20 protein-coding genes are annotated in these 19,994 nt (G+C 45.0%); 15 read left to right on the top strand and 5 right to left on the bottom strand.

Translation table 11 applies throughout. From position 1 onward, the window contains the following. The first annotated feature begins 8 nt into the window (after positions 1-8). From R1T43_RS18975 to R1T43_RS18955, 5 genes are read left to right on the top strand one after another with little or no spacing between them, the layout of a single operon-like run. Positions 9-1,223 (top strand): nucleoside permease, encoded by a 1,215-nt coding sequence (locus R1T43_RS18975; RefSeq protein ID WP_317351041.1) that lies wholly within the window; start codon positions 9-11, stop codon positions 1,221-1,223. Beyond that, on the top strand, positions 1,216-2,139 hold the full coding sequence (locus tag R1T43_RS18970) for a hydroxypyruvate isomerase family protein (protein WP_317351039.1): 924 nt from the start codon (positions 1,216-1,218) through the stop codon (positions 2,137-2,139). Before R1T43_RS18975 ends, R1T43_RS18970 begins: the two co-directional genes overlap by 8 nt. Before the next feature lie 49 nt (positions 2,140-2,188). After that, complete coding sequence (locus R1T43_RS18965) at positions 2,189-3,874, top strand: GMC family oxidoreductase (RefSeq protein ID WP_317351038.1); 1,686 nt, start codon at positions 2,189-2,191, stop codon at positions 3,872-3,874. Further along, positions 3,874-4,491 (top strand): gluconate 2-dehydrogenase subunit 3 family protein, encoded by a 618-nt coding sequence (locus R1T43_RS18960; RefSeq protein WP_317351036.1) that lies wholly within the window; start codon positions 3,874-3,876, stop codon positions 4,489-4,491. The genes R1T43_RS18965 and R1T43_RS18960 overlap by 1 nt, the downstream gene beginning before the upstream one ends. Positions 4,492-4,547: 56 nt before the next feature. Beyond that, on the top strand, positions 4,548-5,354 hold the full coding sequence (locus tag R1T43_RS18955; protein ID WP_410548983.1) for a DUF1080 domain-containing protein: 807 nt from the start codon (positions 4,548-4,550) through the stop codon (positions 5,352-5,354). A gap of 185 nt (positions 5,355-5,539) precedes the next feature. Here the strand turns inward: R1T43_RS18955 and R1T43_RS18950 are convergent, their stop codons facing one another. Continuing rightward, positions 5,540-6,430, bottom strand: a complete 891-nt coding sequence (locus R1T43_RS18950) for a LysR family transcriptional regulator (protein WP_317351034.1) — start codon at positions 6,428-6,430, stop codon at positions 5,540-5,542. 160 nt (positions 6,431-6,590) lie between these two features. Between R1T43_RS18950 and R1T43_RS18945 the strand changes: the two genes are divergently transcribed. Continuing rightward, complete coding sequence (locus tag R1T43_RS18945) at positions 6,591-7,265, top strand: type 1 glutamine amidotransferase domain-containing protein (protein ID WP_317351033.1); 675 nt, start codon at positions 6,591-6,593, stop codon at positions 7,263-7,265. A gap of 41 nt (positions 7,266-7,306) precedes the next feature. Here the strand turns inward: R1T43_RS18945 and R1T43_RS18940 are convergent, their stop codons facing one another. Next, entirely contained in the window at positions 7,307-8,455 is a 1,149-nt protein-coding gene (locus R1T43_RS18940) for an iron-containing alcohol dehydrogenase (protein ID WP_317351031.1), read from the bottom strand. Between the two features lie 233 nt (positions 8,456-8,688). Next, the gene (gene gpmA / locus R1T43_RS18935) at positions 8,689-9,435 is read right to left on the bottom strand and encodes a 2,3-diphosphoglycerate-dependent phosphoglycerate mutase (protein ID WP_057794463.1); all 747 of its coding nucleotides are present in this window, start codon (positions 9,433-9,435) and stop codon (positions 8,689-8,691) included. A 395-nt stretch (positions 9,436-9,830) separates the two neighbouring features. Between gpmA and acnA the strand changes: the two genes are divergently transcribed. Further along, positions 9,831-12,542 (top strand): aconitate hydratase AcnA, encoded by a 2,712-nt coding sequence (gene acnA, locus R1T43_RS18930; protein ID WP_317351028.1) that lies wholly within the window; start codon positions 9,831-9,833, stop codon positions 12,540-12,542. A 98-nt stretch (positions 12,543-12,640) separates the two neighbouring features. Here acnA and R1T43_RS18925 read toward each other — a convergent pair whose 3' ends face one another. Then, a complete protein-coding gene (locus R1T43_RS18925) occupies positions 12,641-13,132 on the bottom strand; it encodes a hypothetical protein (RefSeq protein ID WP_317351026.1) in 492 nt (163 codons plus the stop codon). A gap of 96 nt (positions 13,133-13,228) precedes the next feature. After that, positions 13,229-15,445 (bottom strand): GspE/PulE family protein, encoded by a 2,217-nt coding sequence (locus R1T43_RS18920; RefSeq protein WP_211069033.1) that lies wholly within the window; start codon positions 15,443-15,445, stop codon positions 13,229-13,231. Between the two features lie 470 nt (positions 15,446-15,915). On the opposite strand from R1T43_RS18920, the gene rpsJ reads away from it, so the two are divergent. The 8 genes from rpsJ to rpsC are packed head-to-tail and all read left to right on the top strand — an operon-like array spanning position 15,916 to position 19,993. Next, positions 15,916-16,227, top strand: coding sequence for a 30S ribosomal protein S10 (gene rpsJ, locus R1T43_RS18915; protein ID WP_006012796.1), 312 nt, complete (start codon positions 15,916-15,918; stop codon positions 16,225-16,227). A gap of 18 nt (positions 16,228-16,245) precedes the next feature. Continuing rightward, positions 16,246-16,884, top strand: a complete 639-nt coding sequence (rplC, locus tag R1T43_RS18910; protein ID WP_013785735.1) for a 50S ribosomal protein L3 — start codon at positions 16,246-16,248, stop codon at positions 16,882-16,884. 18 nt (positions 16,885-16,902) lie between these two features. Then, a complete protein-coding gene (gene rplD / locus R1T43_RS18905) occupies positions 16,903-17,508 on the top strand; it encodes a 50S ribosomal protein L4 (RefSeq protein WP_126872982.1) in 606 nt (201 codons plus the stop codon). After that, positions 17,505-17,804, top strand: a complete 300-nt coding sequence (gene rplW / locus R1T43_RS18900; protein ID WP_013785733.1) for a 50S ribosomal protein L23 — start codon at positions 17,505-17,507, stop codon at positions 17,802-17,804. The genes rplD and rplW overlap by 4 nt, the downstream gene beginning before the upstream one ends. A gap of 14 nt (positions 17,805-17,818) precedes the next feature. Next, positions 17,819-18,643 (top strand): 50S ribosomal protein L2, encoded by an 825-nt coding sequence (gene rplB / locus R1T43_RS18895; protein ID WP_057794456.1) that lies wholly within the window; start codon positions 17,819-17,821, stop codon positions 18,641-18,643. Positions 18,644-18,658: 15 nt separating this feature from the next. Beyond that, positions 18,659-18,934 carry a 30S ribosomal protein S19 gene (gene rpsS, locus R1T43_RS18890; protein ID WP_013785731.1) on the top strand — a complete coding sequence of 92 codons (276 nt, stop codon included), beginning with the start codon at positions 18,659-18,661 and terminating at the stop codon, positions 18,932-18,934. A gap of 12 nt (positions 18,935-18,946) precedes the next feature. Continuing rightward, positions 18,947-19,279, top strand: coding sequence for a 50S ribosomal protein L22 (gene rplV, locus R1T43_RS18885; RefSeq protein WP_013785730.1), 333 nt, complete (start codon positions 18,947-18,949; stop codon positions 19,277-19,279). 9 nt (positions 19,280-19,288) lie between these two features. Continuing rightward, positions 19,289-19,993 carry a 30S ribosomal protein S3 gene (rpsC, locus tag R1T43_RS18880; RefSeq protein ID WP_013785729.1) on the top strand — a complete coding sequence of 235 codons (705 nt, stop codon included), beginning with the start codon at positions 19,289-19,291 and terminating at the stop codon, positions 19,991-19,993. Position 19,994: the final 1 nt, after the last annotated feature.

Here is a 19,994-nt window from a genome sequence, read left to right as displayed (position 1 = left end):
TAACAACCATGATAACCCTACGTCTTAGCACCATGATGTTTTTGCAGTTCTTTATTTGGGGCGGCTGGTTTGTCACCCTTGGGACTTACTTAGCCGGCACTTTGTCGGCCAGTGGTGGTCAAATTGGAATGGCATTTTCTACCCAAAGTTGGGGAGCAATTATTGCCCCCTTTATAGTGGGGTTAATTGCCGATAGGTTCTTTAACGCCGAGCGTATTTTGGGTGTGCTGCATTTATGTGGCGCGGTACTCATGTATATGATGTATCAGGCGAACGACTTCACCACCTTTTATCCGTATGTGTTGGGTTACATGATTGCCTATATGCCAACCCTCGCGTTAGTGAATTCAGTGGCTTTTGGCCAAATGGCTAACCCTTCAAAAGAGTTTGGAAAAATTCGTGTATGGGGCACAGTAGGTTGGATTGTTGCAGGTTTACTTATTAGTTACGTGTTTTCTTGGGATTCCACCTCGGCCATTGCCGATGGCATGCTTAGAAACACCTTTATGCTATGTGCAATAGCATCGTTAGCCTTAGGCATATTCAGCTTTACCTTACCTGCCACACCACCTAAAGCGGCGGGTCAAAAGACAGGTTTACGCGATGTATTAGGGTTAGATGCGCTAGCGCTGCTTAAAGATAAAAACTTCTTTATCTTCTTTTTATCTTCTGTGCTTATTTGTATTCCACTTGCGTTTTACTACCAAAACGCCAATCCGTTTTTAACCGAAATTGGGGTTGAAAATGCCACCGGAAAAATGACCTTAGGCCAAGTGTCTGAAGTGTTATTCATGCTTGCATTACCTGTTTTTCTAAACAAATTTGGCATTAAAGCAACCTTGTTAATTGGTATGGCTGCTTGGGTATTACGTTACTCCTTGTTCGCTTTTGGTGATGCAGACGAAGGGCTGTTTATGCTGATTGTGGGCATAGCCTTGCATGGTATTTGTTACGACTTTTTCTTTGTGTCTGGGCAGATTTATACCGATGCGAAAGCAGGCGAGCGTATTAAAAGTGCGGCGCAAGGGTTAATAACTTTAGCCACATATGGTGTAGGTATGCTGATTGGTTTTGCCGTAGCGGGGAAAATAACTGATGAGTACACCACGGCAACATCTCACAGTTGGCAGGATATTTGGCTATTCCCAGCAGGCTTTGCGGCTGTTGTATTAATTATTTTCTTGGTGTTGTTTAAGTCAGAAAAGGTCAGCACTGATGCATAACGAAAGCAGACGCAGTTTAATAAAAGCAATGGCGCTGACGGGCGCTGGTGTTTTGGCACCTTCTGCCTTTTACGGCGCAAAAGCGGGCGAAATATCAGGCGGAGAATCAAGTAATACAGGAAGTGGCCTGAAGCAGTCATCGCTAAAAGGCAATATTAATCATTCTGTTAGTCGCTGGACTTACGGCGACCTTTCTATAGAAGAGCTGTGTAATACAGTGAAAGAGCTTAACTTTTCGGCGATTGATTTAGTGGGGCCTGAAGATTGGCCTGTATTAAAGCAACACGGGATTGATTCTTCTATGTGTAATGGCGCTGAAATAAGCCTTGAAGATGGCTTCATTCACAGTGAACTACACGACGAATTAGAAGCCCGATACTTAAAGCATATCGACCTTGTCGCTGATGCTGGCTACACCAACCTTATTTGTTTTAGCGGCAATGCCCGTGGGATGAGTAAAGAGGAAGGGTTGAACAATGCGGTGGCAGGTTTAAAGCGTATTTTACCTCATGCCCAGAAGCGTGGTGTGGTGATATTTATGGAGCTGTTTAATAGCAAAATAGATCACCCTGACTACATGGCCGATAGTTCAAAATGGGGTGTTCAGCTATGCAAACGCCTTGATAGCAAGCACTTTTCATTGCTGTACGACATCTATCATATGCAAATTAACGAGGGCGATATTATTCGTACCATCCGAGATTTCCATCCTTATTTTGGCCACTACCACACCGCCGGTGTGCCAGGGCGAAACGAAATTGGTAGCACTCAAGAGCTGTATTATCCAGCCATTGCTAAGGCTATTTTAGACACAGGTTTCGATGGGTATTTAGCGCAAGAGTTTATTCCAACACCAGATACAAAAGCAGGCAGAATTGAGTCGCTTAAAGAAGCGATATCTATCTGCGACGTATGACTTTACAACCAAACACCATACATGAAGTACGTGTTTAAGGGGACATAACATGGCAACGAACGAATACGATGCAATCGTAATAGGTTCTGGTATTAGCGGAGGCTGGGCGGCCAAAGAACTCACCGAAAAAGGCCTAAAGGTACTAATGCTTGAGCGTGGTAAAAACATTGAACACGTTAAAGACTACAAAAACGCGCACAAAGAAGCGTGGGACTACCCACACCGCGACCTACCTACACAGGCAATGAAAGTAGATTATCCAGTACTTAAGCGAGATTACCCGCTTAACGAGTCTACGCATGGTATGTGGGCCAACGAAGTTGCAAACCCTTACTCAGAAGATAAGCGTTTCGATTGGTTTAGAGGCTATCACGTAGGTGGGCGTTCACTGTTATGGGGTCGTCAAAGCTATCGTTTAAACAAAGCTGACTTTGAAGCAAATGGTAAAGAAGGCGTAGCCGTTGACTGGCCTATTCGATATGAAGATGTGGCACCGTGGTATGACTACGTAGAAAAATTTGCGGGTATTAGCGGGAACCGCGACGGCTTAGATGTGCTGCCTGATGGTATTTATCAGCCTGCTATGGCATTAAACTGCGTTGAAAAAGACGTAGCCGCGCGAGTACAAAAAACCTATGGCGGTGCACGGCACATTATTCCAGGCCGTACTGCTAACATGACAGAGCCTAAGCCTGAACATGGGCGTACTAACTGTCAATACCGTAACAAGTGCTGGTTGGGTTGTCCTTTTGGGGGCTATTTTAGTACGCAATCTTCTACCCTACCTGCGGCAATGAAAACCGGTAATTTAACTTTGCGTCCGTTCTCTATCGTGAAAGAGGTTTTGTACGATAAAGACAAAAAGCGCGCGACTGGTGTTGAAATTATTGATGCTGAAACGAACGAGACTTACGTTTTTAAAAGCAAAATCGTGTTCGTTAATGCTTCGGCACTTAACTCTGCCTGGGTACTAATGAACTCGGCTACCGATGTATGGGATGGCGGTTTAGGCAGCAGCAGTGGCGAGCTAGGTCATAACGTAATGGATCACCACTTCCGCGTTGGAGCTTCTGCGCAAGTTGAAGGGTACGACGACAAATATACCTATGGTCGCCGCCCAAGTGGATTCTATGTACCGCGCTTTAGAAACTGGGGCGATGACAAACGAGACTACCTACGAGGGTTTGGCTATCAAGGTGGCGCTGGCCGCTCAGGTTGGAGACAAGATGTCGCCGAATTAGGGGTTGGGGCAGGGTTAAAAGAAGCGATGTCAGAGCCAGGTGGATGGACAATAGGCATGACTGCCTTTGGTGAAATGTTGCCTGACCATTCAAATCGTATTTATCTGAACAAAGACGTAAAAGACAAATGGGGTTTGCCCGTCCTTGCTATGGATGTTGAGATAAAAGAAAACGAACTGAAAATGCGTAAAGACATGCAGCAAGACGCCATAGATATGTTTGAGGCCGCTGGGCTTAAAAATGTGAATGGTTGGGACGCAGATTATGCACCAGGTATGGGTATCCATGAAATGGGTACTGCACGTATGGGACGTGATGCTAAAACATCGGTTCTAAATGGTCATAACCAAGTGTGGGATGCACCGAATGTGTTTGTTACCGACGGGGCGTGCATGACTTCTGCAAGCTGCGTAAATCCCTCTCTAACCTATATGGCGTTAACGGCGCGTGCTGCAAATTTTGCCGTGGAAGAGTTAAAGCGGAGGAACTTGTAATGGAACGTAGAGATTTATTGAAACTCATTGCTACTGCTACGGGCACCGCGCTTGTAGGCGGTAAAGCATTTGCTTATGACATTGTTGCCCCTGTGCCTTTGATGGAAACGGGGTTTTCAAAAGAAGATGTGGCACTCATTAATGAAATGGCGGAAGTTATTATTCCGCAAACTGACACGCCAGGCGCAAAAGCGGCTAATGTGGGTACAGTTATTCCGGTGATTGTTGCCGATTGTTATACCCCTAAGCTACAAAAAGCGTTCAAAGAGGGCATGAAGACTATAAATGCACGTAGTCATGCAACATTCCAAAAAGACTTTCTGTTATTAAGTAGTACGCAGCGTGAAACCTTGTTTTCAACGCTAGATACAGAAGCGAAAGCCGCTAATTTGGCTGAAGGTATCAGTAACGGTATTCCAACAGCAAAACCGAGCCAATGGGAACCGGGTAACGAAGGGCCTATTCCGCACTATTTTACGCTACTTAAGCAGCTTACCTTGTATACCTTTTTTACCTCTAAAGTTGGTTCTACCAAGGTACTGCGCTACGTCGCCATTCCCGGTTACTACAATGGCGAATTGCCTTATAAAAAAGGCGACAAAGCATGGGCTACATAGAGACTATACGTAAAAATAGTTAACCGCTAACCAAACAAATAGTGCAGGGAAAATACATGACATTACAGAAAAACGCAGAGCCTAATACCGGCTTTTCTATTAAAGCAGCTTCTTCAATAGCATTAGCTGCTTTACTAGCAATATTAATGGCGCCTTTGGCTTTTGCTGATAATACTGAGAGTGCAGAGCGTCTTGAGCGCGAAAAGCAAGCGGCTAAAACAGAAGTATGGGAACCAGTACCCGCAGTGGTAAGTGCTAAAAAGAATGAAGTTCCTTCCGATGCTATAGCATTGTTGACTGGTGATTTGTCGGCGTGGGAGTCGGTGAAAGGCGGAGAAGCCAATTGGCAATTTTCAGACGGTGAACTGACAGTAAAGCCGGGCGCTGGCGATATTAAAACCAAGCAAAGCTTTTGTGATGTTCAGCTCCACCTTGAATGGAAGGTACCGCAACCAGAGCCTGATATGGAAGGGCAACAACGAAATAATAGCGGTATTTTCTTTCAGCAACGCTATGAAATTCAGGTGCTAGATTCCTACAACAATGCCACCTACCCAAATGGGCAAGCGGGTAGTGTGTATAAGCAGACCATTCCACTGGTAAACGCTATGCGCGCGCCAGGTGAATGGCAAGAATACGATATTATTTTCAAAGCACCGGTATTCGATGGCGAGGCGCTTGAATCGCCTGGGTACATAACCGTTATCCACAACGGAGTGGTGGTACAAAATCATGTAGAGATTCAGGGCACTACCGAGTGGATTGGTGCACCTAAATATAACGCCCATGGTTGTGAGCCCCTTCAGCTACAAGATCATGGTAATTTAGTCAGCTTTAGAAACATGTGGGTGCGAGAGTTGTAAGCAAAAAGCGCAAGCTTTGCTGATATACAGCTAAACGCTAAACATAAGCAATCAATACATACTGCCAGCAGGTACATTAATGAAATATCTTCTGGCAGTTTTTTTGAGCATGTTTTATGGCCGGTTTTCTTCCGTGGTGTAATTTTGCCAAGCGCCACGGTTAGCGATTAACGTTATGAATACCCTCAAAGCCCTTTGTCTTCCCAGTCTGCAAAATATTGCACCAAATAATCAATGGCCATTCGTACCCTAAGGGGCATGAATCGCTTGTTCTGATACACAATCCAACTGCTTGCCCCGTCGCCCCAGTAAGGTTGCAATATAGGCTGTAACTTCCCAGCTTCAACCGATGCACTAAAGGTACTTTTAGGCATGTAGCCAATACCCAAACCTCGTTCACAGGCATCAAGTACCGCATTCGCATTATTACTGCGCCAACGGCCTTTCACTTTTATATTTTCTTGTGCGCCATTGTTTGAAAACTTCCATACATCGTTATTAGAAATAACGCAGCTATGCTTTTTCAAATCACTGGGGTGTAAAGGTTCGCCAAATTGCGCTAAATATTCCCGGGTGGCAACCGCCATCATGGGCCTTTCAATTAATTTACGCGCAATCAGGCTAGAGTCGGCCAGTTCGCCGTAGCGAATAACAAAGTCTACATCGTCTTCCACAAAGTTAACCATGCGACTATTAAAGTCCATATCAATGGTTAACTCTGGGTGCTCTAACGCAAATTGCATTAACGCGGGAGCCACGGCATGCTCGGCAAATCCGCCTGCGGCACTTACTCGCAGCACGCCATCAAGTGTTATCTGCTGAAGGCTTACCTGCTCATTGGCCTGTTGAAGGCCAATGAGCAGGTCTTTAGCGTGCTGGTAATAAAGTGCGCCGTTCTCGGTTAAATTGACTTGGCGGGTAGAACGAGCTAGTAAAATACAGCCTACACGCGCTTCAAGCCGAGCAATTTGTCTACTGATGTGACTGGTGCTGCAACCTAGTTGCTTTGCTGCTGCTGAAAAACCTTTGCGTTCAGCCACGGCCACAAATTCTACAATGCCTTCGAAGCTTTCCATTTATTTCACTCGTGATGTGTGAGTAAAAAATTACTATTGTTGCTATATGGCAATAGTGATTTAACTATTTCGCATATTATCAAATTATCAGGGATATTCTATAGTGTATGCACATGATTACTACGGCACAGCTAATGTGTCTTACGCATAGGAAGAAACCATGAAAAAGATACTTATCCCAGTAACAAACCACGCAACACTAGGTACTACTGATCAAGCGAACGGTACTTATTCGCCGGAGATTACCCATGCAATCGATGTTTTTAATAAACACGGCGTAGAGTACGATATCGCGTCAATTGAAGGCGGTGCTATTCCTATTTACGGTACCGACATTGAAGGCGACGACGTTAATGCCGCGGTGTTAAACAACGAAGACTTCAAAAAGCGCACCAGCAACAGCATGAGCGTTTCAAACGTGAACATTAATGAATATGATGCTGTGTTCTATCCAGGTGGCTTCGGACTATTGTCCGACCTCGCCAGCAACGAAGACTTTGCTAAGCTATCTGCTACCCATTATGAAAATGGCGGTATTGTTGGCGCGGTATGTCACGGCCCAGCAGCACTGTTACCTATTAAGCTTAGTAACGGCGAAGACCTAATTGCCAGTAAAGCAATTACTGGTTTTACCCGCGAAGAAGAAGTGGATTACGGCACCATTAACGATATTCCGTTTTTACTCGAAGAAGCATTAGCCCGTAAAGCCGCTAAATTCAGTAAAGTTCAACCATGGAATGTACATGTGATTGAAGATGAGCGTGTTATCACTGGTCAAAATCCAGCAAGTGCTCACGCGGTTGCAGAGGCTATCGTAAACCAATTAAGTAAATAGCGATCACCCAATTAGGTAGTTAAGTATTACCGATGAGGCGTTTAAAACGCCTCTTTGTATATCTGGGCGATATCTTGTTTGCTTAATACTCTTGGGTTGTTACGCAGCAAACGAGTTACTTTACTCGCTTCTTCTGCCAATAAAGGAATAGCGTCTTCGCTAATGTCAAAGTTGCGCAGTGTGGCAGGTATTTCCACTTTTCTGCACAGTGCTTCAATGGCATCTACTACCTGATTAGCAATTTCTAACTGCGTTTTATCAGAAATAGGCAAATGTAAAAAGCCCGCCACATCCACAAAGCGCTGTTGGCAAGCCCCTATATTCCAGCGCATAACATGGGGCAACATAACCGCATTGCTCATGCCGTGAGATAAATGAAAGCGACCGCCTAGCGGATAAGCTAGCGCATGCACGGCGCCAACGCCCGCGTTACCAAACGCCAAACCTGCCATTAAACTTCCGGTTGCCATATCTTCACGTGCTTTAACATCGTTGGAATTTGCATAGGCAAGCGGCAAAGAATGATAAATAAGAATCATAGCCTTGCTAGCCAAAGCATCAGTAATAGGGCTGGCATTAACCGATAGGTAGGCCTCTAATGCATGTACAAACGCATCTATACCACTGGCGGCAGTAATGTGTTTGGGGCAGCTTAAAGTCATTTCAGGCGTCACAATCGCAATATCAGGCAATAGGTAATCGCTCACGATTCCTTTTTTAACCTGCGCGATAGGGTCGGCCAAAATAGCAATATTCGTCACTTCTGAGCCCGTACCCGCCGTGGTTGGAATAGCAATAAGGGGTAACGTGCGCCCTGGCACTAAGTTCTCACCGAACAAGTCTGCAATGTTGCCCGTGTAATCGAACGTAGCCGCAAGCACTTTAGCGCTGTCGATTGCACTCCCTCCGCCAACGGCAATAATTCCGTCTACCTTATGTTGCTTCAGTCGAGTAAGCCTTTGCTCAATAATGCTTATTTCAGGTTCAGGCGGGATATCGTCTATCACAATAGGGCATTCTACATTCAGCAAGCCAGTGACACGTTCAAGTGCACCAGATTGGCTTACGCCCTTGTCGGTGATAATGGCAGGCGCTTTAATGTTTAACCTTGAAAGCTCGGCGGCAAGATTCGCTAAGGCTCCCTCACCAGTAATGAGTTTATTGGCTGATTTGAAGACCGATACCTGCATAGCACACCTGATGTAAAAACTGAGCTTGATGCCAATGTAGTGGGAATAGCAAGTATTTACAAATTAGTAACAATGATGATGGTGGAAAAGGTAAGCGTTTTAGAGCATTGAACTGAAAACAAGTGGCATAAAAAAACCGCAAACCATGTTTGCGGTTTTTAGTCGTCGCGCTAATAGTCAGCTTTCTATTACTTGGCTTTCGATTACTAAGTCTTCGTTTACTAAGCTTTTGATTACTTAGCTTTGCCTTGCTTAGCAACGGCATCCATCATCGCTTTAATCGCTTCTGGATCGCCTAAGTATTCTTTAGAGATAGGCTTCAAGTTTTCGTCTAGCTCGTATACCAAAGGTACACCAGTTGGAATATTTAGGCTTAGTACGTCTTCATCAGACATGCCATCTAAGTATTTAACCAATGCACGAAGGCTGTTGCCGTGAGCAGCAATAATAACGCGCTTGCCCGCTTGAATATCTGGACGAATAACATCGTGCCAGTAAGGAAGTACACGCTCGATGGTCATCTTCAAGCTTTCACCGCGAGGAAGAATCTCGGCATCAACGTTATTGTAACGGCGATCTACCCCTGGGAAGTGTTCGCTGTCAGTATCTACTGCTGGTGGTGGAATGTCGAAACTACGACGCCACACTTTAACTTGCTCTTCGCCGTGCTTAGCAGCAGTTTCAGCTTTGTCTAATCCTGTAAGCGCACCGTAGTGACGCTCGTTCAAACGCCAGTGACGTTCAACAGGTAGGTAATGTTGACCCATTTCTTCCAAAGAGATATTTAGCGTTTTGATAGCACGAAGCAATACAGACGTGTAAGCCTGATCGAATTCAAAACCTGCATCTTTCATTAACTGACCAGCGGTTTTAGCTTGTGCTACCCCTGTATCAGTTAAGTCGACGTCGTGCCAACCAGTGAAACGATTTTCAAGGTTCCACTGACTTTCTCCATGACGAATAAGTACCAGTTTATACATAGTAAGGTTACCTGCGGCGTTAAAGTGAAAATGCCCGACGAATGCCAATGAAATGGTGCGTCAGACGGATACGAAAAAAGATGAACGCTATCATCGTTGATCGGCAACCAAAAATCCAGTTTCGAAAAGCCAAGTTTAACAGGTAAGACAAGCGAAGTAGCAAAGTAGACCCTTTGAGTTGCAACGTAAACTGCTAGGGCAAGGGTATGAAATCAACATGAACTTTTTTTCACTTTGTTACCGTATACAGCTATAAGTGAGAGTAAGTAGGAGCGCCAAATCATTGCGGTGGAAAATAGAAGTGACTAATAGCACTGCAATATAAATAATGGTTAGCGTTTCCTAATTTGCTCCTAAAACTATATTTATGACAGGCAAATAAGGATGGTGAGCGCGTGAAATATCAATCTTTTTCCAATATCGATGTCGATGGCAATTCCTTCAAGGCCATTAGCTTTGACAAAGTAAATGAGAACTTTGCGCTCGACCGATTACCGTATTGTATTAAAATTCTTCTAGAAAACTTACTGCGTCACGAAAATGAAGAGTTTGTGACCAGTGACGACATTGAACAAGTTGCTACTTGGAACACCGAAAATCATGTCGAGCATGAAGTTTCTTTTGTTCCTGCCCGCGTAATCTTGCAGGATTTTACTGGCGTACCAGCTATTGTTGATTTGGCCGCTATGCGCGATGCAGTTAACAAGTTAGGCGGCGATGCTCAGGCTATCAACCCGCTAAACCCAGTAGAATTGGTCATTGACCATTCAGTAATGGTTGATTTCTTCGCAGAAGAAAACGCGTTAGAGAAAAACACCGACGTTGAAATTGAGCGAAATAAAGAGCGTTACCAGTTTTTAAAATGGGGGCAATCAAGCTTCGATAACTTCAAAGTTGTTCCTCCTGGTCGAGGAATAGTCCACCAAGTTAACCTTGAATACCTTGCCCGTGTTGCTTTCACTAAGCAAGAAGGTGACGACACGTTAGTATATCCAGATACCCTTGTAGGTACCGATTCACACACCACCATGATTAATGGGCTTGGCGTATTAGGCTGGGGTGTAGGCGGTATTGAAGCGGAAGCGGCCATGTTAGGTCAACCCGTTACCATGCTTCTACCTAAAGTAGTGGGTTTTCGATTAGACGGTGAACTGCCAACTGGCGTAACAGCAACAGATATGGTGTTAACAATCACTCAGCAACTTCGTGCTCATGGTGTAGTGGGTAAATTTGTTGAATTCTATGGTCCGGGCTTGAAGCATTTAACCACAGCCGATCGCGCCACCATTGCTAACATGGCACCAGAATATGGTGCAACCTGCGGTATCTTCCCTATCGATGCAGTGGCGCTAGATTATTTGCGCCTAACCGGGCGTGACGAATCGCAGATTGAACTTGTTGAAGCATATGCGAAGGAAAGTTCGCTATGGCACGATGACTTCAGTAAAGATGCACAATACCACGAAACGTTAGAACTCGACTTAAACGACGTTGTGCCTTCTATTGCAGGGCCTAAACGTCCTCAAGATAGAATTGCACTAGATAACGCATCAAAGGCATTTAACGAATGGCATCGCACGCAAATTGATGTGAAAGTGCTAGACGAAGAAACGGAATTTGTCGCAGAAGGCGGTGCAGTGCCTGAAGTGAACGAAGAGCATGATTCGTATGTAGAATTCCGTGGCAATAAATTTAACTTAGAAGATGGCGCTATTGTTATTGCGGCCATTACGAGTTGTACCAATACATCAAACCCTTCAGTGCTTATCGGTGCTGGGTTACTTGCGAAAAAAGCGGCAGAAAAAGGGTTAACCCGAAAGCCTTGGGTAAAAACGTCTTTAGCCCCTGGTTCGCAGGTGGTGACGCAATATCTTGAAGATGCAAACTTGATGGACCCACTTGAAGCACTCGGTTTCAACCTTGTGGGTTATGGTTGTACAACTTGTATCGGTAACTCAGGGCCCTTGCCTGATGCTATTAGCGATGCAATTAAAAAGGCCAAACTTACTGTTACCTCTGTTCTATCGGGGAACCGTAACTTCGAAGGTCGTATTCATTCAGATGTTGCAGCCAACTATTTAGCCTCACCACCATTGGTAGTGGCTTATGCGTTAGCCGGTAATATGAATATTGATATTACTAAAGAGCCGCTAGGGTTAGGCAGCAATGGCGAGCCAGTATATTTAAAAGATATCTGGCCAAGTGAAGATGAAATTCAAAGCCATATTGCCGAACATGTTACTAGTGATATCTTCAAAGCAAAATACGCCGACGTATTTAAAGGAAGCGGTGTGTGGAATGACCTAACGGTTAGCCCAACATCGGTATACGATTGGCCCGACTCTACCTATATTAAACATCCTCCGTTTTTCCAAACCATGGGCGAACAACCTGAAGCACTTAGTGCTATCGAGAACGCGAGATGCTTGGTTAAAGTGGGCGATTCAATCACCACAGATCATATTTCTCCGGCAGGCGCGATAGCGCCAGACAGTCCAGCAGGTGAATACTTGCAAGCAGAGGGTGTAGATACCAAAGACTTTAATTCTTACGGGTCTAGGCGAGGTAACCATGAAGTAATGATGCGGGGTACTTTTGCTAATGTTCGTTTGCAGAATCAGTTGGCACCGGGAACAAAAGGCAGTGCTACTACCCACTATCCAAGCGGTGATGCCATGTCTATTTACCATGCTGCTATGCGTTATAAAGAGGAAGGTGTTGGTGCTGTAGTCGTCGGCGGTAAAGAATACGGTACAGGCTCTAGCCGAGATTGGGCGGCGAAAGGGCCCTCATTAATGGGCGTGAAAGCGGTAATGGTGGAAAGCTATGAGCGTATTCACCGTTCTAACTTAATTGGCATGGGCATATTACCGTTGCAGTTTAAGCCTGGTGACAGTGCAAGTAGCTTAGGAATTAAAGGGAACGAAACTTTCTCAATTGGTGCAGTAAGTCGCGACCAAAAAGAAGTAGATGTAACCGTAACGTCTGATGCAGGCGAGTCGCAAACGTTCTCGATGGATATTCGTATCGATACCTCAAACGAGTTCACTTATTTCGAAAACGGCGGTATTTTGCATTATGTAATTCGCCAATACTTAAAGAAATAGTGATTGGTTAAAATTGGCGTTTAGCGTTTTAGTGCGCTATGGGCTAAAAGTAAAAAAGCCCGATAATTATCGGGCTTTTTTATGAATTAACAAATTAATTAGTAGAATCGCTTAGTGCAGATTATCTCTTTAATGTTTGAGCCAATTGCCGCACGCTTTTCGCAGCGTAAGTCTTGAGCTTTCGCGCCGTACATTGCAATGTGTTCTTCTACGAAAGGTTCCATCGCAGTTCTAAAGTCTTCAGGTAAAGCATCGCGAATTGAGCGAAAAGAACGATTCCACTCCGCGGTTTTTTGTTCCATTGCGACAGTTAACCACAACCAACCCTCTTCATAATTAGGTTCGGCACCCCAGCCCTGAAAATACATTTGAGCCAAGTAATACTGTGATTGCTTGTTACCTAGCTTGGCACCTTCTAATAGCTTAGTATGGGCTTCTTGGTAGTTTTCAGCTTTTAGTGCGAACAACCCACTTTCAACAATCGAAAGGTACTCAGTTTTCCACATGTGATCTTTCGTTCGTGATTGGGCGTCTACTGCCGTTGATATTAGTGTGCCTGTAAATAACAATGCAAAAACTATTGCTTTCATATTGGTTTCCTTTCCCTTATTAATAAATGTATTAGCTATATTTAATACTGAATCGCTTAAATCTACAAAATTAGAGTGTTAGTAAATATTTCATGGTTAGTCGCCGCCGACAATTTGCACCTGTGGAATGTCAGTATCGCCCTTAATGACTTTAAAAATGGCATCTTGTACTAAGGTGCGCATACCGTCTTGAGTGGCTTGCTTTTTCATCTCTGACACACTGGCTTCTTTGTAAACCAACGAGCGTAACTCAGGCGTCATTCCTAGAAGCTCATGAACCCCTGTTCTACCTTTATAGCCTGTATTACCACATTCTTCACAGCCTTTTGCTCTGTAGAGTTTTAGCGGAGAAGGCAACGCTAATTCATCTAACATCTGCGCACCGTACTGTCTTTCAATGAAGGCCATGTCAGTATCACTCGCTACGTACTCTTCCTTACACTTACCACAAAGGGTTCGAATAAGGCGCTGGGCTAATATACCTACACAGGCATCTGAGAAATTCACAGGATCTAGCCCTAAATCTAGCAGACGAGTAATGGTTTCAGGGGCGGAGTTGGTATGCAAGGTAGATAACACCAAGTGACCAGTAAGCGAGGCTTCAATGCCAGCGTGGGCTGTTTCTTTGTCACGCATCTCACCAATAAGAATGATATCGGGGTCGGCCCGCAAAAATGCCCTTAATGCGTTAGCAAATGTGAAGCCTATTTTGGGGCTTACCTGAACCTGCTGCAAACCGGGCTGAGTAATCTCTACCGGGTCTTCTGCGGTCCATATTTTTTTCTCAGGCGTGTTTAAGTAACCCAAAATAGCATGCAAGGTGGTGGTTTTACCGGAACCTGTTGGACCCACCACTAATAAGATGCCATGGGGCTTTTTAATCATGTCTTCTAAGCGTTTCAAATTGGTAGGCGCTAAGTTCATTTTCTCGATAGGCATAGCGCCGCCAGACGCCAGCAAACGCATAACAACACCTTCACCGGCCACGGTAGGAATGGTGGCAACACGCACTTCTACCAACTGCCCATTCATCTTGAACGCTAACTTACCGTCTTGAGGTACACGCTTTTCTGCAATGTTTAGGTTAGACATAATTTTAATACGGGCAATAACCGCATTATGGTGTGAGTTAGGCACCTTGTTCATGTCGCGGCACACACCATCAACCCGCATTCTTACTCGAGTAGGGGCATTCTTCTCTGGGTCGATATGAATATCAGATGCGCCAAGGCGTTTTGCATCGTGTAATACACGACTAACCAAACGTACTACCGCAGGGGCATCGTCAGAAAGTTCATCGACAAGCTCGTCGTTTTCCTCACTTGATAGACCAATTTCATCAAGGATCTCATTCATGTCGCCTGGGGCAGCACCGCCGCCACCTTCACCTAAATACTGTAATATGTGGTGAGGTAAACCAACCGCAATTTCGTAGCTCTCTATACCCAACGCGCTTTCCGTTTCCATCAACAGCGCAGCGTTATTAGGCTCTGCCATTAACACAATGGGATTACCTTCCACATCAGAAATAACTGCAACATGGTTACGTTTAAGGTAAGACAGGTTTAGTTTACTTTCACCTTCATAACGATGGTACTTATCGGGTAGATAACCAATAAAGGGAACCTGGTAATGAATAGAAAGGGAATGCCCAATTTCATGTTCGGGAACGCGATGTTCAGACATCAAACCCTGCACGATAGTACGAGTGTCTTTAGAGGTAGATAGCAGTGCTTTTAACGCAGGTTCGTTTATTAAGCCTTTATGTAATAAAGAATCAAATGGATTGTTTGTACCACCAAGTTCATAACGGAATTTAGCCCCTAACACTAATGCTAAGTCGTTGGCGCGGGCTAAATCGTTATCGTCAAAACTGCCGTTTTGTTTATTGATAATTTGCATCACGCCCATCAATACACCGGCATTAAGAATAGGCACACATAAAATGTTAGTGGTTTTGAAGTCGTTGTCTTTATCGAACTTATCAGCAAACCGTAAACGAGGATGAATAGCTTTCAGCTCAGCGGCGTTATAGGGGTCGGCTATGAGTAAAGGCAGTTGTGAGATAGCAACATAGCCTGCAATAGACATCGGGCTAATAGGCACTTTAATCTCTAAGGTTTCTTTACCCGTTTTAAACCGAGCGACCAAGTCTTGGTGTTGTCGGCGACGCTGAAAGATGCTCATACGGGTAGCACCAAACATGTTAAGGATGATGGGCTCAAGCAAACTGTAAGCGTCTAATAAAGACGAGTGATTATTCAGAATGCGTTTAACATGGGTGAAAATATGCTGACTGTCTTCTACTTCCATAGTGTTCTTAGCACAGCGTAACGCTGCTATATCCAAATTTGATTAAACATTGTGGCATACGTTTTACCACCTTATACATATAGCGCATTAACGGCAATACAACTTACATTAAGGTGGTTCAACAATAGCGTAATTTTACATTACCTGTTAACAAGAAGCAGCTGTACTAAAGTCATATATTTGCAATTAATGTGTACAAAAAGCGATCTAGCGGTTGCAATGAATCCTGCCTTCTGTATAATTCGCGCCCACTGCCCAAATAGGGCAATGTTTCTAGCCGCGACCTCACTGCTTTTAGGGTGGTTGCCAGCGTAGCAAGCGAAATCGATAAGATAAGACTGCTACAGGCGTGTTAGGAAAAAGAACAGGGTTCCAATTGGGAACCATCGGTTTACGCACATCTTTTCTTTCCAGAATAAAATGGAAGAGAAAAGGTGAATTTTTTTGTTCTTTCGATTGGAGCTTAATCGATGCCAAATCAAAGAATTCGTATTCGTTTGAAAGCGTTTGATCACAAGTTGATCGATCAGTCTACGGCTGAAATCGTTGAAACGGCGAAACGTACTGGTGCTCAGGTCAGCGGTCCTATTCCTCTGCCTACTCGCAAAGAACGCTATACAGTATTGACATCTCCTCACGTAAATAAAGATGCACGTGATCAATATGAGATTCGTACTCACAAGCGTTTAGTAGACATTATTGAGCCAACTGATAAAACAGTTGACGCATTAATGCGTTTGGACTTGGCTGCCGGTGTTGATGTTCAAATCAGCCTGGGCTAACAAGAGAGGGTAATAACAATGGCGATTGGTCTAGTCGGTCGTAAAGTGGGTATGACTCGCATCTTCACTGAAGATGGTACGTCTATCCCTGTGACTGTTATTGAAGCGACCCCAAACCGTGTTACTCAGTTACGCACTGAAGAACTTGACGGTTATCGCGCTCTTCAGGTTACTACTGGAAGCAAGAAAACGAACCGCGTTAACAAAGCTGAAGCAGGTCATTTTGCTAAAGCTGGTGTTGAAGCAGGTCGTGCTCTAGTAGAATTCCGCCTGGAAGATAACGAAGGTGGCGATATTGAAGTAGGCAGTGAAATCACTGTTGAAATCTTTAACGACACTAAAAAGATTGATGTCACTGGTACATCAAAAGGTAAAGGTTTTGCTGGCGCGATCAAACGTTGGAACTTTAGTTCACAACGTATGACTCACGGTAACTCTTTGTCTCACCGTGCACCTGGTTCGATTGGCCAAAACCAATCACCTGGTAAAGTTTTCAAAGGTAAGAAAATGGCTGGTCAGCTTGGTAACAAGCAAGTGACTACCCAATCTTTGGAAGTGGTACGTGTAGACGTAGAAAACAGCCTAATCCTTGTTAAAGGTGCCGTACCTGGCGCAACTGGCGGCGATGTAATCGTTAAGCCAGCTGTTAAAGCGTAACGTCTGGGGAGTGAACTGATGGAATTAACATTGAAAGATGCGCAAAGCGCTCTTGAAGTATCCGAAGCGACCTTTGGACGTGAATTCAACGAAGCCTTGGTACACCAAGTCGTTGTAGCTTACGGTGCAGGTGCTCGTCAGGGTACAAAGGCGCAGAAGACTCGCGCTGAAGTACGTGGTGGTGGTAAGAAGCCATGGCGTCAAAAAGGCACAGGCCGTGCTCGTGCTGGTACTATCCGCAGCCCAATTTGGGTTGGTGGTGGTCGTGCATTCGCAGCCAAGCCTCGTGACTTTGATCAAAAAGTTAACAAGAAAATGTATCGTGGTGCTTTAAAAAGCATCTTGTCTGAACTAATCCGTCAAGACCGTTTGGTTGTGGTAGAGAAGTTTGGTGTGGAAGCACCTAAGACAAAAGAACTTATTGCTAAGCTTAACGACTATGAACTAAATGATGTTCTTATCGTTACTGCTGATGTTGATGAGAACTTGTTCCTAGCGGCACGCAACTTGTACAAAGTTGACGTACGTGATGTTGCAGGCATCGACCCAGTAAGTTTGATTGCATTTGAAAAAGTGCTAATTACAGCTGATGCGGTTAAACAACTTGAGGAGGCGTTAGCATGAAAGAAGAACGTCTACTGAAGGTGCTTTTAGCACCGCATGTTTCAGAAAAGTCTACTATGGCTGCTGAAGCAAGCAACACGGTTGTATTTAAAGTAGCGAAAGATTCGAACAAAGCTGAAATCAAAGCTGCAGTTGAAAAACTGTTTGAAGTTGAGGTTGAAGGTGTTCGTACTGTAAACGTTAAGGGTAAAACCAAGCGTCACGGTCAGTCTTTCGGTAAACGCAGTGACTGGAAAAAGGCCTACGTGGTTCTTAAAGAAGGTCAGGACATCGACTTTGTCGGTGGCGCTGAGTAAGAAGGGGATTAGAAATGCCATTATTGAAAGCTAAGCCAACTTCTGCCGGTCGTCGTCACGTTGTTCAGGTTACTAACCCTGACCTTCACAAAGGCGCGCCTTACGCACCTTTGCTTGAAAAGAACAGCAAATCTGGCGGTCGTAACAACCATGGTCGTATTACAACTCGTCATATTGGTGGTGGTCATAAACAACACTACCGTGTGATTGACTTTAAACGCAACAAAGACGGCATTCCAGCCGCTGTTGAGCGTTTAGAATACGATCCTAACCGTTCTGCTAACATTGCACTAGTATTGTATGCAGATGGTGAGCGTCGTTACATTCTGGCTCCAAAGGGTATGAAAGCTGGTGATGCAATCCAGTCTGGTTCGGATGCTCCGATCAAGTCTGGTAACACATTGCCAATGCGTAATATCCCAGTAGGTTCTGTTGTACACGCAATTGAAATGAAGCCTGGTAAAGGTGCACAAATTGCACGTTCTGCCGGTGCTTATGCTCAGATCCTAGCACGTGACGGAAACTACGTTACCTTGCGTCTACGTTCTGGCGAAATGCGTAAAGTACTATCTGATTGCCGCGCCACCATTGGTGAAGTAGGCAATGCAGAGCACATGCTGCGTTCACTGGGTAAAGCCGGTGCAACCCGCTGGCGTGGTGTTCGTCCTACAGTTCGTGGTGTTGCCATGAACCCAGTAGACCACCCACACGGTGGTGGTGAAGGACGCACGTCGGGTGGTCGTCATCCAGTATCTCCTTGGGGTGTTCCTACTAAAGGTAAGAAAACCCGAAGTAACAAGCGTACCGATAAACTTATCGTACGTCGTCGTAATAAGTAACAGCGAGGATTCACCATGCCACGTTCTCTCAAGAAGGGTCCATTTATTGACCTTCACTTGCTGAAGAAGGTAGAGGCTGCAGTGGAAAAGAACGAACGTAAACCAATTAAGACTTGGTCTCGTCGTTCTATGATCATCCCAGATATGATTGGGTTGACCATTGCGGTCCATAACGGTCGCCAGCACGTTCCAGTCATCATCAGCGATGAAATGGTCGGCCACAAGTTGGGCGAATTTGCGCCAACGCGTACTTACCGCGGCCATGTCGCGGATAAGAAAAGCAAACGATAAGGGGTAGGATAAATGGAAGCATTAGCTAAACACCGTTTTGCCCGCTCGTCTGCTCAAAAAGCACGCTTGGTAGCGGATCAAATTCGCGGTATGCACGTTGAGAAAGCGCTTGAGCTTCTTACGTACAGCCCGAAGAAAAGCGCAGCGCTGGTTAAAAAAGTTTTGGAATCTGCGATTGCAAATGCAGAACACAATGAAGGCGCTGACATCGACGAATTAGTCGTTGCCAAAGTTTTCGTTGACGAAGGTCCAACTATGAAACGTATCAAGCCACGTGCCAAAGGCCGTGCAGATCGTATCTTTAAGCGTAGCAGTCACATCACTGTGGTTGTAGCGGATAACTAGGAGTAGATAATGGGACAGAAGGTACATCCTACAGGTATACGCCTGGGTATCAGTAAACCATGGACTTCTACCTGGTACGCTAATACTGGTGACTATGCGGATAACCTGTATAACGATCATCAGGTACGTAAGTATCTGACTAAACAGCTTAAAAGCGCTTCACTTTCTAAAATCGTGATCGAGCGTCCTGCTAAGAGCATCCGTGTGACTATTCACACTGCTCGTCCAGGCGTAGTAATCGGTAAAAAAGGTGAAGATGTAGAGAAGCTTCGCGCCTATGTTTCTAAGCTAGCCGGTGTGCCAGCTCAGATTAACATTGCAGAAGTTCGCAAGCCTGAGCTTGACGGACAACTGGTTGCCGATAGTATCTCTAGCCAGCTAGAGCGTCGTGTAATGTTCCGTCGTGCTATGAAGCGCGCGGTACAAAACGCAATGCGTCTTGGTGCTAAGGGTATTAAAGTTGAAGTTAGTGGCCGTTTGGGCGGAGCAGAAATTGCTCGTTCTGAATGGTACCGTGAAGGTCGCGTACCTCTGCACACATTCCGTGCAGATATCGATTACGCAACTTCAGAAGCTGCAACTACCTACGGTATTATTGGTGTGAAGGTATGGATCTTCAAAGGTGAAGTTCTGGGCGGTTTGCCTACAACTCAAGAGCAAGCTCCGCCTGCTCAACCTAAGAAGAAAGGCCGCAACTCTAAGCGTGAGGGCTAAA

Source organism: Alteromonas sp. CI.11.F.A3 (assembly GCF_032925565.1).
GTDB lineage: Bacteria > Pseudomonadota > Gammaproteobacteria > Enterobacterales > Alteromonadaceae > Alteromonas.
Note: the sequence above shows the minus strand (reverse complement) of the source record. Positions and strands in the feature narration are given on the sequence as shown.

Bases quoted from the DNA above. Each gene is read 5' to 3' on its own strand.
- R1T43_RS18940 (WP_317351031.1), bottom strand. From the start codon at position 8,455: ATGCAGGTATCGGTCTTCAAATCAGCCAATAAACTCATTACTGGTGAG.
- rpsJ (WP_006012796.1), top strand. From the start codon at position 15,916: ATGCCAAATCAAAGAATTCGTATTCGTTTGAAAGCGTTTGATCACAAG.
- R1T43_RS18970 (WP_317351039.1), top strand. From the start codon at position 1,216: ATGCATAACGAAAGCAGACGCAGTTTAATAAAAGCAATGGCGCTGACG.
- R1T43_RS18920 (WP_211069033.1), bottom strand. From the start codon at position 15,445: ATGGAAGTAGAAGACAGTCAGCATATTTTCACCCATGTTAAACGCATT.
- rplC (WP_013785735.1), top strand. From the start codon at position 16,246: ATGGCGATTGGTCTAGTCGGTCGTAAAGTGGGTATGACTCGCATCTTC.
- R1T43_RS18960 (WP_317351036.1), top strand. From the start codon at position 3,874: ATGGAACGTAGAGATTTATTGAAACTCATTGCTACTGCTACGGGCACC.
- R1T43_RS18950 (WP_317351034.1), bottom strand. From the start codon at position 6,430: ATGGAAAGCTTCGAAGGCATTGTAGAATTTGTGGCCGTGGCTGAACGC.
- rplW (WP_013785733.1), top strand. From the start codon at position 17,505: ATGAAAGAAGAACGTCTACTGAAGGTGCTTTTAGCACCGCATGTTTCA.
- rpsC (WP_013785729.1), top strand. From the start codon at position 19,289: ATGGGACAGAAGGTACATCCTACAGGTATACGCCTGGGTATCAGTAAA.
- R1T43_RS18955 (WP_410548983.1), top strand. From the start codon at position 4,548: ATGACATTACAGAAAAACGCAGAGCCTAATACCGGCTTTTCTATTAAA.
- rpsS (WP_013785731.1), top strand. From the start codon at position 18,659: ATGCCACGTTCTCTCAAGAAGGGTCCATTTATTGACCTTCACTTGCTG.
- rplB (WP_057794456.1), top strand. From the start codon at position 17,819: ATGCCATTATTGAAAGCTAAGCCAACTTCTGCCGGTCGTCGTCACGTT.
- R1T43_RS18945 (WP_317351033.1), top strand. From the start codon at position 6,591: ATGAAAAAGATACTTATCCCAGTAACAAACCACGCAACACTAGGTACT.
- R1T43_RS18965 (WP_317351038.1), top strand. From the start codon at position 2,189: ATGGCAACGAACGAATACGATGCAATCGTAATAGGTTCTGGTATTAGC.
- R1T43_RS18925 (WP_317351026.1), bottom strand. From the start codon at position 13,132: ATGAAAGCAATAGTTTTTGCATTGTTATTTACAGGCACACTAATATCA.
- R1T43_RS18975 (WP_317351041.1), top strand. From the start codon at position 9: ATGATAACCCTACGTCTTAGCACCATGATGTTTTTGCAGTTCTTTATT.
- gpmA (WP_057794463.1), bottom strand. From the start codon at position 9,435: ATGTATAAACTGGTACTTATTCGTCATGGAGAAAGTCAGTGGAACCTT.
- rplD (WP_126872982.1), top strand. From the start codon at position 16,903: ATGGAATTAACATTGAAAGATGCGCAAAGCGCTCTTGAAGTATCCGAA.
- rplV (WP_013785730.1), top strand. From the start codon at position 18,947: ATGGAAGCATTAGCTAAACACCGTTTTGCCCGCTCGTCTGCTCAAAAA.